The organism is Cellulomonas dongxiuzhuiae (assembly GCF_018623035.1).
Classification (GTDB): Bacteria; Actinomycetota; Actinomycetes; order Actinomycetales; family Cellulomonadaceae; genus Cellulomonas; species Cellulomonas dongxiuzhuiae.
In genome coordinates this window covers 1,583,569-1,600,092 of the sequence record NZ_CP076023.1, presented here as the reverse complement: position 1 = coordinate 1,600,092, position 16,524 = coordinate 1,583,569, and the positions used below count along the sequence as shown (strand labels likewise).

Sequence of the window (16,524 nt, the reverse complement as noted above, 5' to 3'; positions counted from 1 at the left end):
CGTCGCGAGACCTGCCGGGACACCTCCTGGACGCCCGCTGTGCCCGCGCCCGGGGACGCCGACGGGCGGCCACCCGAGGGTGACCGCCCGTCGGCGACGTGCCGTGAGCGCGCGCTCAGGGCCGAGAAGCCGGTGCTCAGCGCTTCTTGGCCGGAGTGTTCTCGCGCTTCTCCTTGATCTTCGCCTTCTTGCCACGCAGCGAGCGCAGGTAGTACAGCTTCGCGCGACGCACGTCACCACGGGTGACGACCTCGATCGTGTCGATCGACGGCGTGTGCAGCGGGAAGGTCCGCTCGACGCCGACGGCGAAGCTGATCTTGCGGATCGTGAAGGTCTCGCGCACGCCGGCACCCTGGCGGGCGATGACGACGCCCTGGAAGGCCTGGATGCGGGAGCGGTTGCCCTCGACGACCTTCACGTTGACCTTGAGGGTGTCGCCGGGGCGGAAGTCCGGGTGGTCCTGGCGCAGCGATGCTGCGTCGATAGCGTCGAGCGTCTGCATGTCGTGTCGCTTCCCCGCCCTGCCGCAGGTCAGGTACGTGATCGACGGGCGCACGCGCTGCCGGGGCAGGGCACGAGCCCGTGGTTCGGGTCTGTCGGTGCGGACCGGGGTCCCGACCTGGGTCGGTCCGGTCTGCGCGTCACGAGCGCTCTCCCCTGCGGCAGAGAGGCGGCGGACGCACACCGAGGTGACAGTCTGCCACAGCGTCATCTCCCGACCCAATCCGGCCGGCGGGGCTCAGCGCGCCACGGCTGCCGGGTCGCCGTCGCCGCCGCGCTGCGCGCGCAGCCGCCCGTCGACGAGCTCCCACCCGCAGGCCGCGAGGACCTCGAGGTCGTGGCGGTCCCACTGCCCCGCGTCCAGGGCCTCGAGGAGGTCCGGGCGGCGCGCTGCCGTCCGGCGCAGCGCCTCGTCGCGCCGCCACCGGGCGATGCGGGCGTGGTGGCCGGAGAGCAGCACCTCGGGCACGTCGTGCCCCTGCCACGAGGGCGGCTTGGTGTAGACCGGGTACTCGAGGAGCCCGGCCGCGCCGTGCGACTCCTCGACGAGCGACGCGGGGTTGCCGACGACGCCGGGCAGGAGACGGGCGACGGCCTCGACGACGACCAGCGCCGCGACCTCTCCCCCGTTGAGGACGTAGTCACCGAGCGACACCTCGGTGACGCGGGTGCGGGCGGCGTAGTGCTCCACGACGCGGGAGTCGATCCCCTCGTAGCGTCCGCACGCGAGCACCAGGTGCTGCTCGGTCGCCCACGTCTCGGCGGTGCGCTGCGTGAACGGTGCGCCCGCGGGCGACGGGACGAGCAGGTGGGCGTCCGGCGTCAGCACGTCGTCCAGCGCCCGACCCCAGACGTCGGGCCGCATGACCATCCCGGCACCGCCACCGAAGGGCGTGTCGTCGACCGTGCGGTGGCGGTCGTCGGTCCACGTGCGCAGGTCGTGGACGCGCAGGTCCAGCAACCCCGACGTGCGCGCCTTGCCGACCAGCGAGAGCTCGAGCGGGGCCAGGTACTCGGGGAAGATCGTGACGACGTCGATGCGCACGTCAGACCTCGTCGGGTGTCGTGCCGCGGGTCTCGTCGCTCACCACGAGGTTCTCGGCATCGGCGGCGAGCAGGCCACCGGGGGGGTCCAGCACGACACGGGAGCCCGCGACGTCGACGACCGGCACGATCGCCTCGACGAACGGCACGAGCGTCCGCGCGCCGTCGGGCTCGCGCAGGACGAGCACGTCGTGCGCAGGAAGGTGCTCGAGCCCCACGATCTCGCCCAGGAGCCGCCCGTCGGCGGCGTGCTCGGCGCGCAGACCGACCAGCTCGTGGGGGTACCAGCCGTCGTCGTCGGACGGCTCGTCGTCGGACTCGACCACCAGCGCGACACCCCGCAGGGCCTCGGCCCCCGCGCGGTCGGACGCCTGCGCGAACGTGGCGTACCAGCGGCCCTGGGCGTCGCGCACGTGCGTGACCACCAGCGGCCCGGCTGCCGCGGGCTCGGTGGCGAAGCGGGCACCCACGACCAGGCGTTCCTGCGGCGCATCGGTGCGCACGTCCAGCGCGACCTCCCCGCGCAACCCGTGGGGACGCCCGATCCGGGCGACGGTCAGCAGCATGTCACTCCCTCCCCCGACGTGTCGGGGACGACGACGGCCCGGTCCCTCGTCGAGGGACCGGGCCGTCGGTGTCTGCGGTCAGCGTCGGTCGACGTCGACCACGTCGACGCGCACGGCACCGTCAGGCGACAGCGCCCCGACCACCGTGCGCAGCGCGCGAGCGGTACGGCCGCCGCGCCCGATGACGCGCCCGAGGTCCTCGGGGTGCACACGCACCTCGAGCATCTCCCCCCGGCGCAGCGACGACGAGCGAACGTGCACGTCGTCCGGGTGGTCGACGATGCCCCGCACCAGGTGCTCGAGCGCGTCGGCGAGCATCAGGCCTGCTCGTCCTCGGCGGGAGCAGCCTGCTCGGCGGGCTCCTGCGCGGCGGCAGCCTTCTTCTCCGACGCCTTCGCCTTGACCTTCTCGGCGTCCAGCGCGGCAGCCTCGACGGCGGCCTTCGGGTCGACCTTGGGCGCCTTGACGCGCAGGGTGCCCTCGGTGCCGGGCAGGCCCTTGAACTTCTGCCAGTCACCGGTGATCTTGAGCAGCACCTGCACCTGCTCGGTGGGCTGGGCGCCGACGCCCAGCCAGTACTGCGCCCGCTCCGAGGTGATCTCGATGAGCGAGGGCTCCTCGGTCGGGTGGTACTTGCCGATCTCCTCGATCACACGACCGTCGCGCTTGGTGCGCGAGTCGGCGACGACGATGCGGTAGTACGGCGCGCGGATCTTGCCCAGGCGCTTGAGACGGATCTTCGTTGCCACGAGGTGGTGTTCTCCTGATGTCTGCTGGGGTGGCCTCGCGGTGCGACCCGTGGGGGTGGGCGCGCCGTTCCGGCCGGAGGACACGGGCACCGAGCAGGTAGAGGGGCTGCGCGGACCGAGTACAGCCGATCATTCTGCCAGACGCAGCGCCACTGCACCGAATCGCGGTCGTCGTCACCTGTCCCCGGTTGCTCCGCGGGTTTCGCCTCGGCGGCATCCCGGGATCCGGTACGGTCCGCTCACACCCGCCCCGCGAGCCCTGTGACGGACACCGTGACCCTCTCGACGCCCCTCGGCCGCACGACCACCGCGGGCATCCCCACACTCTGGTGCGACCTGCCCGGCGACTACACCGCCGCACTGGTCGTGGGTCTGGGCGCCCGCGACCTCACCCCGCGGACCGCCGGTCTGCACCATCTCGTCGAGCACGTCGTGATGTCACGCGTCGGACACGTGACCGTGGAGCACAACGCCGCGTCCGGTCCGGACTCGATGTCGTTCTGGGCCACCGGCGACCCGCCCCGCGTCCACGACTTCCTCCACCGCGTCGCCGCGGCCGCCACGTCGCTGCACGACATCACCGATGCCGACCTCCGCGTGGACCGTGCGACAGTCCTCGCGGAGGTCGGTCTCAGTGGCCTGTACGCGGGGATCGGACCGCTCGCTGCGCGGTGGGGCGCGGCCGGGCTCGGCCTGGCCGACCTCGGCCACGCCCCCCTGCTCGCGCTCGACGCCTCCGACGTGCGCGGGTTCGCCGCCCGCGCCTTCGTCACCGGTGCGTGCCGGCTCGCGCTGACCCGCCCGCCCCTGGCCGACCTGGACCCGCAGCTTCCCGTCGGCCTGCCCGTCCGGGGCGAGCACCCCCCTGCGCTGGCCCTGCCGACCCCCGGGATCGCGTACACGGACGACGCCCAGGTGACCGTCTCCTTCCTGGTGGGGCTCCCGCCCGAGCACCGCCACCTGGTCGGGTCCGTCATCCGCGAGACCCTGCTACGGCGGCTGCGGCGCGCCAGCGGCAGCGTGTACGGCGTCGACATCGCCACGTTCCAGGTCGACGCGACGACCAGCAGCTGGACCTTCACGTCGGACCCGCCGACGCCCGCCGTCGCGCGCGACGTGCTCCGCGAGACCGTCCGGGCCCTGCACCTGCTTGCGTCCGACGGGCCGGAGACCGACGTGCTCGACCACGTGCGCGAGGCGCTCGCCGCCGACGGCACGCTGGTCGACGCACGACGCGACTGGCTGCTCGCTGCCGCGGAGTCGGAGGCACGGGGCTTGCCGGCGCCGTCCCGGGTCGAGGAGATCCCGGTGATCGACGCCACCGAGGTCCGCGACGCGGTCGCAGGCCTCCTCCCGTCGATGCTCGTCACGGTCCCGCGCCACCTGGTCGACGACCTCGACGCGTTCGAGCACCTCGAGGAGGAGCTCGCGCTCGAGGCGCGTGTGCCGTGGCGCAGCTACGCCGACATGTCACGCCGCGAGATCATGATCGATCTCGCCGGCGGCGGCGCCCGCACCGGCCTCGCCTCGGCGCTCGTCGCGTCCACGGGCACGTTCCACAAGGGGCGGTTCTTCGGGCCGCAGCGCGGGGTCGAGATCTGCCTGGGCCCCCGCCAGCTCGTCCTGGTGCAGATGGGCGTCAAGGTGCAGGTGGAGGACGTCGTCCTGATGGGCGACGACGACGACGGTGACATCGAGCTGGTCACCCGCACGGGCGCCTCGGTGGTCATCAACCCGCGGCACTTCCGCAGGGCCGCGCGCCCGTGGGCGCGCTTCGTCGCGGCCCTGCCGCCGGACGTCGTCAGGTCGAAGCGCGGCGCCGACGCCCTGTCCGCGGTGTCGGGGGTCGACTGACGGTCGGGCGGCTCAGCGCACGCGCACGCCGCGCAGCACGACCGCGCGCGGTGCGGCCAGCGCCGCGACGTCGACGCGCGGGTCCGCGGCGTACACGATGACGTCTGCGCTCTCGCCCTCCGCGATGCCGGGCACGCCCAGCCACGCGCGGGCGCGCCACGAGGCGGCGGCCACGACGTCGTGCGCCGGGATCCCGGCGCGGACCATCTCGGCTGCCTCGTCGGCGACGTGGCCGTGCGCGATCGTCCCGCCGGCGTCGGTGCCGACGAGCACCGGCACACCCGCGTCGTGCAGGTCGCGCACGTGGTCGTACCGGCGGGCGTGCATCGCACGCATGCGCGCCGCGAACCGCGGGTACCTGGCCTCGCCCTGCGCCGCGATCGCGTCGAACTGCGCCACCTGCAGGAGCGTCGCGGTCACCGGGATGCCCGCGGCCGCGATGCGGGAGATCTGCTCGGGCGTGGCGCCGGTCGCGTGCTCGAGGCCGTCCACGCCGGCGTCGAGCAGGTCGTCGATCGCCTCGTGGCTGAACGTGTGCGCGGTGACGCGCGCACCCGCGGCGTGCGCGACGGCGACGGCCTCGGCCAGGACGTCGGCCGGCCACAGCGGGCGCAGGTCGCCGTCCGCCCCGAGGTCGCGGTCGATCCAGTCGGCGACGAGCTTGACCCAGCCGTCGCCCCGCGCGGCCTCCTCTCGCACGGCCTGCGGCAGCTGCGACGGGTCGGTGAGCTCGCGGCCGTAGTGGCGCAGGTACCGCTTGGTCAGCGCGAGGTGATGACCGGCACGCAGCAGCCGCGGCAGGTCGGCGCGGCCGTCGACCCACCGGGTGTCGGCCGGCGACCCGGCGTCGCGCACGAGCAGCACGCCCGAGTCCCGGTCGGCCCGGGCCTGCTCCTCGGCCGTCGCCCGGTCCACCGCACCGTCGGACGCGAGACCGATGTGGCAGTGCACGTCGACGAGCCCCGGCAGGACCCAGCCCTCGAGCACGGCCTCGGCGGGCTCGACCGGCTGCTCGAGCGTGAGCCGGTCACCGATGATCCAGGCCTCGCCGACCTCGTGGTCGTCGCCGAGGACGACCGTGCCGCGCAGGTGCGTGATCACGCGCCTCAGCGGCCCTTGAAGAGGTCGCCCAGGCCGGCGGGCAGCTCCGCCGGGTCGAACGGGGCGTCGGGGGCCGGGGCCGCGGTCCCGCCGAGACCGAACGCGGACCCCGCCGGGGCGGCCGCGGCCTCGCCCGCGGCACGCGCCGCGGCGGCTCGCTCCTGCTCCGCGCGCCTGGCCGGGTTGCCGGACCGCGCGCCCTTGGCGCGCTTCGGCTGCGGCGCCTGACGACCCCGCGACTTCTTGCCCCCCATGCCGGGCAGGTTGCCCATCCCGGGCATCCCGCCCGGCATGCCGCCGCCCTTGGCCATCTGGCGCATCATCTTGCGGGCCCCGTCGAACCGCTCGAGGAGCTGGTTGATCTCGCTGGTCGTGGTGCCGGACCCGCGGGCGATGCGCGCGCGGCGCGACCCGTTGATGATCTTGGGGTTCTGCCGCTCGCCCGGCGTCATCGAGCGGATGATCGCCTCGATGCGGTCGACCTCGCGCTCGTCGAAGTTCTCCAGGGCCTCGCGCATCTGCCCCATGCCCGGCAGCATGCCGAACATCTTCTTGATCGAGCCCATGTTCTTGAGCTGCTGCATCTGCACGAGGAAGTCCTCGAGCGTGAAGTCCTCGCCCGAGGCGAGCTTGCCGGCCATCTTCTCGGCCTCGTCGGCGTCGAACGCCTTCTCGGCCTGCTCGATGAGCGTCAGCACGTCACCCATGTCGAGGATCCGCGACGCCATGCGGTCGGGGTGGAACACCTCGAAGTCGGTGAGCTTCTCACCCGTGGAGGCGAACATGATCGGGCGGCCCGTGACGCTGGCGATCGACAGGGCCGCACCACCGCGGGCGTCGCCGTCGAGCTTCGACAGGACGACGCCGGTGAAGCCGACGCCGTCGGCGAACGCCTGCGCGGTCGTCACGGCGTCCTGCCCGATCATCGCGTCGACGACGAACAGGACCTCGTCGGGGTCCACGGCGTCGCGGATGTCGGACGCCTGGGCCATGAGCTCGGCGTCGACGCCGAGGCGTCCCGCGGTGTCGACGATGACCACGTCGTACTGCTTCTGGCGCGCGGTCTCGAGCCCGGCGCGCGCGACCGCGACCGGGTCCGCACCGGCCGGCAGGACGTCGTCGGCGCCCTGGTTGCCCGGGTGCGGCGCGTGCACGGGCACGCCCGCGCGCTCCCCGACGACCTGCAGCTGCGTCACCGCGTTGGGACGCTGGAGGTCGGCGGCGACCAGGAGCGGCGTGTGCCCCTGCTCGCGGAGCCACAGCGCGAGCTTGCCCGCGAGCGTCGTCTTGCCGGCGCCCTGCAGGCCGGCGAGCATGATGACGGTCGGCGGCTGCTTGGCGAACGCGAGGTTCCGCGTCTGCCCGCCGAGGATCGCCACGAGCTCGTCGTTGACCACCTTGACGACCTGCTGCGCGGGGTTCAGCGCCCCCGAGACCTCGGACGAGAGCGCACGCTCGCGCACCGCCCCGGTGAACTGACGGACGACCGGTACCGCGACGTCGGCGTCGAGCAGGGCACGTCTGATCTCGCGGATCGTCGCGTCGATGTCCGCCTCGGACAGGCGACCCTTCGCACGGAGGTTCTTGAACGTCGAGGTGAGACGGTCGGAGAGGGTGGCGAACAACCTGGGCCTCGCGGTGATCGGCGGGACGGCTACGGACGTCCCAGGGTACCCGCCAGCGCACGCGTGGCCCGGGCTGCCAGGTCGTCGACGAGGGTGGCGCGCCACGCGGTCCAGGCGGCGGGGCCCGCCGCGGACGCGTCGGCCTCCGTCAGCGCACGCAGGAGCAGGAGCAGGTCGGCCCGGTGGTCGACGGCGTCGAGCAGCCGTGCGACCGTCGCCGGGTCCTCGTGATCGGCCGTGGTCGCGAGCTCGGAGAGCGTCAGGTGCTCGCGCACGAGCCTCGTCACGTCGGACGCGACCTGAGGCCCGAAGCCCATCCGCGCGACGATCGGCCCCGCGAGCCGCGCACCCTCGACCGAGTGGTCGCCCGCGCCCGCGCGCTTGCCGATGTCGTGCAGGAGCGCCGCGAGCAGCAGGGTCTCCGGCGCCTCGACCGCCTTCCGGTCGCGGCTCGCGCGCGCCACGGTCTCGACGAGGTGCCGGTCGACCGTGTGGCGGTGGATGGCCGAGCGCTGCGGCCGGTTGCGCACGCCCGCCCACTCCGGGATCCACGTCGTCGCGACGCCCGCGAGGTCGAGGGCCTCCCACACCGGCACCTGCGCGTGGCCGGAGCCGAGCAGGTGCAGGAGGTGCTGCCGGGCGGCGCGCGGCCACGGCGTGGGCAGCGGCGGGGTCGCCTCGAGGCTCGCGACCGTGACGGGCGACAGCACCAGGCCCGTGCGGGTCGCCGCCGCGGCGGCGCGCAGGGACAGCACGGGGTCGTCCGCGGGGCGGGCGTCGACCGACAGGACGATCTCGCCGTCGTGCTCGACGAGCCCCTCGCCGATCGTGCGCAGCCGGGGGGGTGTGCGCCGACCGCGGACGAGCAGGGGCGTCCGTGCCGGCCGCTGCAGCGCCTGGCGCGCGTTGCGCGCGGTCGTGTCCAGCGCGTAGGAGATGACCCGCCCGGACTCCGCGATCGACGCGAGCAGGTCGTCGCGGTCGTCGAAGCCGACGAGAGATGCCACCTCGTCCTGGTCGGCCTGGAGCAGCCGGTTGGTGTGCCGGCGCGTCACGACCTGCACCGCGTCGCGCACGTCCAGCAGGTGGGCGTAGGCGTGGTCGACCGCACCGTGCGGACGGTCCGTGAGCCACGTGGCGGCGAGCGCCGACAGCACGACGGCGTCGCGGATGCCGCCGCGCGCCTCCTTGAGGTCGGGCTCGACGAGGTAGGCCAGCTCGCCGTGCCGGTCGGCGCGCTGTCGCGTCGAGGCGAGCAGCTCCGGCAGCCGGCGACGCGCGGCCGATCGCCAGTCGGCGAGCAGCGCCGACGTCGCGCGCGCGATGACCGCGCCGTCGCCCGCGACCGGCTGCAGCTCGAGCAGCCCCACCGCGGCCGGCAGGTCCTTCGAGGCCACCTGCCGGCACTGCGCGAGCGACCGGACCGAGTGGTCCAGGTCGAGACCCGCGTCCCAGATGGGGTACCAGAGCCGCTCGGCGAGCCGTGAGAGCTCGTCCGTCGAGTGCCCCCTCCCCTCGTGCACGAGCAGCAGGTCGAGGTCCGAGACGGGGCTCGCGTCGCCGCGTCCCACGCTCCCGACGACGCCGAGCGCGACACCCTGCACGTCACGGCCCTCGGTCGCCTCGGTCCACAGCCGCGCGAGCGCGCCCACCACCAGGTCGGCCACGGCGCGGCGTCGTGCCACGCCGTCGCTGCCCGGTGCCATCATCCGTGCGGCGAGGTCGAGCCGAGCAGCGCGCAGGTCCCGCACCCCGGCGGGGTGCGGGACCTGCGGCTGCTGCGGCGACCCGGCCGCGCCCCCCGCGGGCGGCCGTCCGGTCGTCATGCGTGCGCTGCTAGAGGGCGTCGTCGCCGTGCTCACCGGTGCGGACGCGAGCCACGTCCTCCACCGGCACGACCCAGACCTTGCCGTCGCCGATCTTCCCGGTCTGCGCGGCCTGCACGATGACCTCGGTCACGCCGGCCACGTCCTCGTCCGCGACGAGGACGTCGATCCGCACCTTCGGGACCAGGTCCACCGTGTACTCGGCACCGCGGTAGACCTCGGTGTGTCCCTTCTGGCGGCCGTAGCCGCTGGCCTCGCTGACCGTGAGTCCGCGGACCCCGGCAGCCTCGAGGGCCGACTTCACGTCATCCAACCGGTGCGGCTGGATGACCGCCGTCACGAGCTTCGTCATCACTTCACCTCCGACACGACACGGGCGCCGCCCAGGTTCTCGTACGCGGTCTCGCCGTGCACCGCGAGGTCGATGCCGCCGACCTCGACGTCCTGCGAGACGCGCCACCCGAGCGTGGCCTTGAGGATGAGACCGATCACCAGCGTCGTGAGGCCCGAGAAGACGACCGCGACGAGAGCGATCACGACCTGGATGACGAGCTGGTTGGCGCCACCGCCGAAGAACAGACCCGTGTCGGCGGCGAGGAAGCCGATCATCACGGTACCGACGAGACCGCCGACGAGGTGGACGCCGACGACGTCCAGCGAGTCGTCGTAGCCGAACCGGAACTTCAGGCCGACGGCCAGGGCGCAGAGCACACCGGCCACGACACCGAGGATGATCGAGGTCACGGGGCGCAGGGCGCCTGCGGCCGGGGTGATGGCGACCAGGCCGGCGACGATGCCCGACGCGGCACCGAGCGACGTGGCGTGCCCGTCGCGGATCTTCTCCGTCAGGAGCCAGGCCATCATGGCCGCCGCGGTGCAGGTGGTCGTGTTGACCCACGCGAGGCCCGCGGTCTCGTTGGCGCCGAAGGCGGAGCCGGCGTTGAAGCCGAACCACCCGAACCACAGGAGCGCGGCACCGAGCATGACGAACGGCAGGTTGTGCGGGCGCATCGCCTCGGTGCCGAAGCCCTTGCGCTTGCCGATGAGGAGCGCGAGCACGAGGGCGGCGACACCGGCGTTGATGTGGACCACCGTGCCACCGGCGAAGTCGATCGGTGCGGTGTTGGCCACCCCGTCGGTCGTGCCGAACAGCGCGGCGGCGATGGAGCCCTCGGCACCGGACAGCTGTCCGCCACCCCAGACCATGTGCGCCATCGGGAAGTACGTGACCGTGACCCAGATGCCCACGAAGGCCAGCCACGTCCCGAACCGCGTGCGGTCGGCGATGGCACCGCTGATGAGGGCGACGGTGATGATCGCGAACGTCACCTGGAAGGCGACGTCGATGACCTGCGGGTAGTTGCCCAGCGGGCTGGCGACCGGGTCACCGGCGGCGTCGAACAGCGTGCCGCTCAGGCCGAACTGGTCGAACGGGTTGCCGAAGATCCCAGCGACGCTGGCCCCGTACGACGTCGACCAGCCCCACAGCACGTAGATCACGCCCACGACGCCGATGGCTCCGAACGACATCATCATCATGTTCAGGACCGACTTGCCCCTGACCATGCCCCCGTAGAAGAACGCCAGTCCTGGCGTCATGAGGAGCACCAGGGATGCTGAGGTCAGCATCCAGGCTGCGGCTCCGGTGTCCCACTCCATGTCTGTACTCCCCTCGCCAGCCGGGCGGCCGGACGGGGACAACTGTGGGGCGGAGGCGTTTCGCGGGACCGGCGCAGGGGTTACGCGCGTGTGACAGCCGAGGTCGCTGGGTAAACGTTGCGTTTCGTGCTGGGCGATCGTCCAGGGTCCGGAACGATTCGTCCCGGTAGCCGGTCCGCGGGCCGCCGGGGCGTCCGGCGGCCCGCGGCGGCGTCAGGACTGCAGCAGGCCGTCGACGAACGCCTCGGGGTCGAAGGGCGCGAGGTCGTCCGGACCCTCCCCCAGGCCGACGAGCTTGACCGGGACGCCCAGCTCGCGCTGGACCGCCACGACGATGCCGCCCTTGGCGGTGCCGTCGAGCTTGGTCAGGACGATGCCGGTCACACCCGCGACCTCGCCGAAGACCCGGGCCTGGTTGAGTCCGTTCTGCCCCGTCGTCGCGTCGAGCACGAGCAGGACCTCGGTGAGCGGGGCCGTCCGGGTGATGACGCGCGTGATCTTGCCCAGCTCGTCCATGAGGCCCGCCTTGTTCTGCAGGCGTCCCGCCGTGTCGACGAGGACGACGTCCACGCCGTCGCTGACGCCCGTGCGCACCGCGTCGAACGCGACGGCCGCGGGGTCGGCGCCGTCGCGGTCGGACCGCACGGTCGGCACGCCGACGCGCGAGCCCCAGGTCTGCAGCTGGTCGGCGGCCGCCGCGCGGAACGTGTCCGCGGCCCCCAGGACGACGCTGCGACCGTCGGCCACGAGCACGCGCGCGAGCTTGCCCACGGTCGTCGTCTTGCCGGTCCCGTTGACGCCCACGACCAGGACGACGGCCGGGACGCGCTGCCCGTCCTCGCCCGTGGTGGGCTCGGTGCCCAGCGAACGGTCGAGCGTCGGGTCGACGAGCGCGAGGAGCTGCTCGCGCAGGACCGCGCGCGCCTGCTCGCCGTCGCGCAGGCCGTCGACCCGCACGCGCGTGCGCAGCGCCTCGATGAGCTCGTCGGTGGGGCCCGCGCCGACGTCGGCGAGCAGGAGGGTCTCCTCGAGCTCGTCCCAGTCGTCCTCGGTCAGGTGGTCGCGCGACAGCACGCCGAGCAGCCGGGTGCCGAGCGGCGACCCGGACCGCGCCAGCCGCTCGCGCAGCCGCCGCAGGCGGCCGGTCGAGGGCTCGGGTGTCTCCAGCAGCGGCGGCGCGAGCTCGTCGGGGACCAGGAGGTCGTCGGGGACCAGGAGGTCGTCGGACGCGACGGCAGGCTCGGTGGCGACGGGTGCGCCCGTGGGGGCGCCCGGGGGGCGCTCGTCGACGGCGGTGCCGGTGCGCGTCGCGGTCCCGGTCGGCTCGTCACCGGCGCGGGGTGCCCGGACGTCCGTGCGGCGACGTCGCCCCAGCACGACGGCGGCGGCGGCCACCACCACCACGGGGGCGCCGATGAGGTAGGGCAGGAGATCGTTGAGGTCCACGCGGACAGTCTGTCGGGCGGCGGGACCCCGCGGCGACCCGGCAGGTCAGGCCGACGTCACCCGGTGGTGCGCTACGCCCCCGCGTGGTCGCGGGCCGCCGCGTGGTCGCGGCGCGGGCGCACCACGTGCGCGGCACGCCCACGTGCGGTCCGGGCGCGCTCACGTGCGGTCCGCAGGTCCTCGACCAGCTCCTCCGGCTGCAGGTACCCGTCGCCCTCGGAGGCGGTCGCGCGCAGGAAGTCGGCGAGCGAGAGGTCGACCGGGTCGGCGGACGCGGCGCGCGCAGCCTCGTCCTGCTGCGCGTCGGGGTGCCGGCGCGCCTGCAGCCCGCGACGGAACGCGCGCCAGGGGTTGTCGTTCTCGCCGGTGCTCGGCGACACGACGACGAGCACCGCCGCAGCGGCGAGCAGAGCAACGAGGATCCAGATCACGACGGCCACGTGACCAAGTGTCCGGCGCTCCCGGACGCGGTGCCGACCGAGGCGCGCGCGCGGACCGGAACTCACCCACAACCTTCACACGGCCTCACCCGCGCGCGCCGCGGCGCGACGCACCGGGCGGCGAGATCAGGCAGGGACGTCCTCGACCATGCGCTGGCTGATCACCGTCGTGACGCCGTCGCCGCGCATCGTCACGCCGTACAGCGCGTCCGCGATCTCCATGGTGCGCTTCTGGTGCGTCACGACGATGAGCTGCGAGTCCTCCTGCAGCTCGCGGAAGATCCCCAGCAGGCGACCCAGGTTGGCGTCGTCGAGGGCCGCCTCGACCTCGTCCATCACGTAGAACGGGCTCGGGCGGGCCTTGAAGATCGCGACGAGCAGTGCGACCGCCGTCAGCGAGCGCTCGCCGCCCGAGAGGAGCGAGAGGCGCTTGACCTTCTTGCCCGCCGGGCGCGCCTCGACCTCGATGCCCGTGGTGAGCATGTCGTCGGGGTCCGTGAGCACGAGCCGGCCCTCACCACCGGGGAACAGCCGCGGGAACACCACGTCGAACGCGGCGGCGGTGTCGCGGTAGGCGTCGGTGAACACCTGCTCGACGCGCTGGTCGATGTCCTTGACGATCTCCAGGAGGTCCGCGCGGGACTTCTTGAGGTCGGCGAGCTGCTCGACGAGGAACTGGTGACGCTCCTCGAGCGCCGCGAACTCCTCGAGCGCCAGCGGGTTCACCCGGCCGAGCAGCGCCAGCGCGCGCTCGGCGGCGCGCAGGCGCTTCTCCTGCTCGGCACGCACGTAGGGGACGCCTGCGGGGGCGTCGTCGTCCGGCTCCGCGCCCGGCGCCGGGACGACGGGCACGTCGCGGTGCGGCCCGTACTCGTCGATCAGCACCTGCGGGTCGAGCCCCAGCTCCTCGACGGCCCGCGTCTCGAGCTGCTCGATGCGCAGACGCTGCTCGGCGCGCGCGACCTCGTCCCTGTGCGCGACGTCGGTCAGCTCGGCGAGGTCGCGCGCGAGCACGTCGACGCGCGTACGCACCGCCGCCAGGGCGGCGTCCCGCTCGGCGCGCGCGGTCTCGGCGGCGTCGCGCTCGTCGGACGCCTGCCGCAGCGCACGGTCGAGGAGCGCACCGGTGTGCACGGCTGCGGTGTGCACGGCGCGCGCCACGCCGGCCTGCCGAGCGCGCTCCTGCTCGCGACGGACCGCCTTCTCACGGGCCGCACGCTCGGACGCGGCGGCGCGCTCGAGCGACTCGGCACGACCGGCGAGCGCGCGCGCACGCTCCTCGCCCGTGCGCAGCGTGAGACGCGCCTCCGTCTCGCGACCGCGGGCGGCGGTCGCCTCGGCGGCCGTCGCGTCACGCCGAGCGGTGGCCTGCGCGATCGCCGCCTCGGTGTCCTCGGGGGCGTCCTCGGCCGTCGCGAGCCGGGCGGTCAGCTCGGCGAGCGTCGCGTGGTCCTCCGCGAGCGTCGTGCCGGCCGCCTCGAGCGAGCGCTGCACGCGCTCGGCCTCGGCGCGCGCGGCTCGGGACGCGGACCCGAGGTGCCCCAGCTGCTCGGCGACGGCCGCCAGGGCCGCGTCGGACTCGTTGAGCCGCTCGAGGGTCGCGTCGACGTCAGCCCGCGCGGCGGCACGCGCCTCGCGCGCGGTCGCCAGCTCGAAGCGCAGCCGCTCGGCCGCGGCGGTCGCGGTCTGCGCCGCGGCGCGCGCCGTGTCCAGGGCCCCCTGCAGGTGCAGCGCGCTGGGCGCGGAGGCCGACCCGCCCGACGCGCGGAACCTCGAGAGCACGTCACCCGTGCGCGTCGCGACGACGAGGCCGGGGTGCGCCGCCACGAGCGGACGGGCCGCCGCCAGGTCGTCCACGACCACGACGTCGGCCAGCAGCGCGCGCACGGCGTCGAGGACGGCCGGCGGCGCCTGCACCAGGTCGACCGCGCGCTCGGCACCGGACGGAAGGTCGGCACCGGGTACCGCACCGGACCCGGCGACCATGAGCGTCGCACGTCCCGCGTCCTCCGTGCGCAGGTGGCGGATGGCGTCGACCGCGGCGTCCACCGACTCGACCGCCACCGCGTCGGCGACGGCACCCAGCGCGGCGACGATCGCCTCCTCGTCGCGTGCGTCCACGCTGAGCAGGGCCGCGACCGAGCCCAGGACTCCGGGGAGCCCGTCCGCCGCGAGCAGGGCACCCGCGCCGTCCTTGCGGCTCAGGGACATCTCGAGCGTCTCGGCGCGCGAGGACTGCTGGTCCCGCTCGCGCTCCGCCGTGCGCAGCTCGTCCTCCAGCGCGGCGACCCGGGCGACGGCCGCGTCGAACGCCTCGGCGGCGGCCTCGTGCTCCGCGTCGAGACCCTCCTCGCCCTGCTCGACGCCCGCCACCTGGGACTCGAGCGCCGCGAACTGCGTCGTCGCGTCGCGCGCACGCTCCTCGGCGGCGGCGAGGCTGGCCCGCAGCCGCCCGACCTCCGCCTCGGTGGCCTCGACGCGGCTGCGTCGGGCCGCGACCTGCCCCGCGAGCCGTGCGACGCCCTCACGCCGGTCGGCCGCCCCGCGCTGGAGGTCGGCCAGTGCCCGCTCGGCCGCCGTCGCGGCGGCCTCCGCCTCCTGCCGCGCGGTGCCGGCGGCCGTGACCGCGGCGCGTGCGAGCTCGACCTCGGCGGCCAGCTCGGCCTCCGCGTGCCGCACGCGCCCCGCCTGCGCCTCCAGGTCGGCGGGGTCCTGACCGCCGGTGCGCTCGCTCGACGCCGTCCCGAGCAGCCGCGCGCGGTCGGCGGCCAGGGACGCGGTGCCGCGGACGCGCTCGCGCAGCGAGGACAGGCGGTACCAGATCTCGCCGGCCTCGCTCACTGCCGGCGCGGCCTCGGCGGCCTCCCGCTCCAGCGCTGCCAGCCGGCCGCGGGCCTCCACGAGCTGCGCCCCGACCTGCGCGCGCCGTTCGAGCACCGCGGACTCGTCGGCGATCTCCTGCTCGAGGCGCGCGCGCAGCTGTGCCAGGTCGTCGGCCAGCAGCCGCGCGCGGGAGTCGCGCAGGTCGCTCTGGACGACGGCCGCCTTGCGCGCGACCTCCGCCTGGCGTCCGAGCGGCCCGAGCTGGCGACGGATCTCGGCCGTCAGGTCGCCCAGCCGCGTGAGGTTGCCCTGCATCGCATCGAGCTTGCGCAGCGCCTTCTCCTTGCGCTTGCGGTGCTTGAGGACGCCCGCGGCCTCCTCGATGAAGCCGCGACGCTCCTCGGGCGTCGCGCGCAGCACCGCGTCGAGCTGACCCTGCCCGACGATGACGTGCATCTCACGGCCGAGGCCCGAGTCGGACAACAGGTCCTGGATGTCCAGCAGCCGGCAGCCGCGCCCGTTGATCGCGTACTCGGACCCGCCGTTGCGGAACAGCGTCCGGGAGATCGTGACCTCGGAGTACTCGATCGGCAGCGCGCCGTCGGAGTTGTCGATCGTCAGCGACACCTCGGCGCGTCCGAGCGGCGGGCGGCCCGACGTCCCGGCGAAGATGACGTCCTCCATCTTGCCGCCGCGCAGCGACTTGGCGCCCTGCTCCCCCATGACCCAGGCGAGCGCGTCCACGACGTTGGACTTGCCGGAGCCGTTGGGGCCGACCACGCACGTGATCCCGGGCTCGAAGTTCAGGGTCGTCGCCGAGGCGAACGACTTGAACCCGCGCAGGGTCAGGGTCTTGAGGTGCACGTGGGGCAGCCTAGGCAACGCACGGC

Annotated in this window: 14 protein-coding genes; 1 reads left to right on the top strand and 13 read right to left on the bottom strand. The window is 74.4% G+C overall.

Annotation, left to right across the window (positions count from 1 at the left end; genetic code table 11):
• Nucleotides 1-136: 136 nt before the first annotated feature.
• The 5 genes from rplS to rpsP all read right to left on the bottom strand — a co-directional run bounded on the left by rplS (nucleotide 137) and on the right by rpsP (nucleotide 2,860).
• Complete coding sequence (gene rplS, locus KKR89_RS07195) at nucleotides 137-502, bottom strand: 50S ribosomal protein L19 (protein ID WP_208197622.1); 366 nt, start codon at nucleotides 500-502, stop codon at nucleotides 137-139.
• Nucleotides 503-739: 237 nt separating this feature from the next.
• A complete protein-coding gene (gene trmD, locus KKR89_RS07190; RefSeq protein ID WP_208197621.1) occupies nucleotides 740-1,546 on the bottom strand; it encodes a tRNA (guanosine(37)-N1)-methyltransferase TrmD in 807 nt (268 codons plus the stop codon).
• A 1-nt stretch (nucleotide 1,547) separates the two neighbouring features.
• Complete coding sequence (gene rimM, locus KKR89_RS07185; protein WP_208197620.1) at nucleotides 1,548-2,111, bottom strand: ribosome maturation factor RimM; 564 nt, start codon at nucleotides 2,109-2,111, stop codon at nucleotides 1,548-1,550.
• Nucleotides 2,112-2,189: 78 nt separating this feature from the next.
• Nucleotides 2,190-2,429 carry an RNA-binding protein gene (locus KKR89_RS07180; protein ID WP_191783510.1) on the bottom strand — a complete coding sequence of 80 codons (240 nt, stop codon included), beginning with the start codon at nucleotides 2,427-2,429 and terminating at the stop codon, nucleotides 2,190-2,192.
• A complete protein-coding gene (rpsP, locus tag KKR89_RS07175) occupies nucleotides 2,429-2,860 on the bottom strand; it encodes a 30S ribosomal protein S16 (RefSeq protein WP_208197619.1) in 432 nt (143 codons plus the stop codon). Before rpsP ends, KKR89_RS07180 begins: the two co-directional genes overlap by 1 nt.
• 261 nt (nucleotides 2,861-3,121) lie before the next feature.
• On the opposite strand from rpsP, the gene KKR89_RS07170 reads away from it, so the two are divergent.
• The gene (locus KKR89_RS07170) at nucleotides 3,122-4,714 is read left to right on the top strand and encodes a hypothetical protein (protein WP_208197618.1); all 1,593 of its coding nucleotides are present in this window, start codon (nucleotides 3,122-3,124) and stop codon (nucleotides 4,712-4,714) included.
• A 12-nt stretch (nucleotides 4,715-4,726) separates the two neighbouring features.
• Here KKR89_RS07170 and KKR89_RS07165 read toward each other — a convergent pair whose 3' ends face one another.
• The 8 genes from KKR89_RS07165 to smc form a co-directional block, all read right to left on the bottom strand.
• On the bottom strand, nucleotides 4,727-5,815 hold the full coding sequence (locus tag KKR89_RS07165; protein WP_251141057.1) for an amidohydrolase family protein: 1,089 nt from the start codon (nucleotides 5,813-5,815) through the stop codon (nucleotides 4,727-4,729).
• Nucleotides 5,816-5,820: 5 nt separating this feature from the next.
• Nucleotides 5,821-7,440, bottom strand: a complete 1,620-nt coding sequence (gene ffh, locus KKR89_RS07160) for a signal recognition particle protein (protein ID WP_208197617.1) — start codon at nucleotides 7,438-7,440, stop codon at nucleotides 5,821-5,823.
• 29 nt (nucleotides 7,441-7,469) lie between these two features.
• Complete coding sequence (locus tag KKR89_RS07155) at nucleotides 7,470-9,266, bottom strand: [protein-PII] uridylyltransferase (protein WP_208197616.1); 1,797 nt, start codon at nucleotides 9,264-9,266, stop codon at nucleotides 7,470-7,472.
• 10 nt (nucleotides 9,267-9,276) lie between these two features.
• On the bottom strand, nucleotides 9,277-9,618 hold the full coding sequence (locus tag KKR89_RS07150) for a P-II family nitrogen regulator (RefSeq protein WP_208197615.1): 342 nt from the start codon (nucleotides 9,616-9,618) through the stop codon (nucleotides 9,277-9,279).
• Nucleotides 9,618-10,925, bottom strand: a complete 1,308-nt coding sequence (locus tag KKR89_RS07145; protein WP_208197614.1) for an ammonium transporter — start codon at nucleotides 10,923-10,925, stop codon at nucleotides 9,618-9,620. Before KKR89_RS07145 ends, KKR89_RS07150 begins: the two co-directional genes overlap by 1 nt.
• Nucleotides 10,926-11,138: 213 nt before the next feature.
• Entirely contained in the window at nucleotides 11,139-12,371 is a 1,233-nt protein-coding gene (gene ftsY, locus KKR89_RS07140; RefSeq protein ID WP_208197613.1) for a signal recognition particle-docking protein FtsY, read from the bottom strand.
• Between the two features lie 71 nt (nucleotides 12,372-12,442).
• Nucleotides 12,443-12,811 carry a hypothetical protein gene (locus KKR89_RS07135; protein ID WP_251141056.1) on the bottom strand — a complete coding sequence of 123 codons (369 nt, stop codon included), beginning with the start codon at nucleotides 12,809-12,811 and terminating at the stop codon, nucleotides 12,443-12,445.
• Nucleotides 12,812-12,937: 126 nt separating this feature from the next.
• Complete coding sequence (gene smc, locus KKR89_RS07130) at nucleotides 12,938-16,498, bottom strand: chromosome segregation protein SMC (RefSeq protein WP_208197612.1); 3,561 nt, start codon at nucleotides 16,496-16,498, stop codon at nucleotides 12,938-12,940.
• Nucleotides 16,499-16,524: the final 26 nt, after the last annotated feature.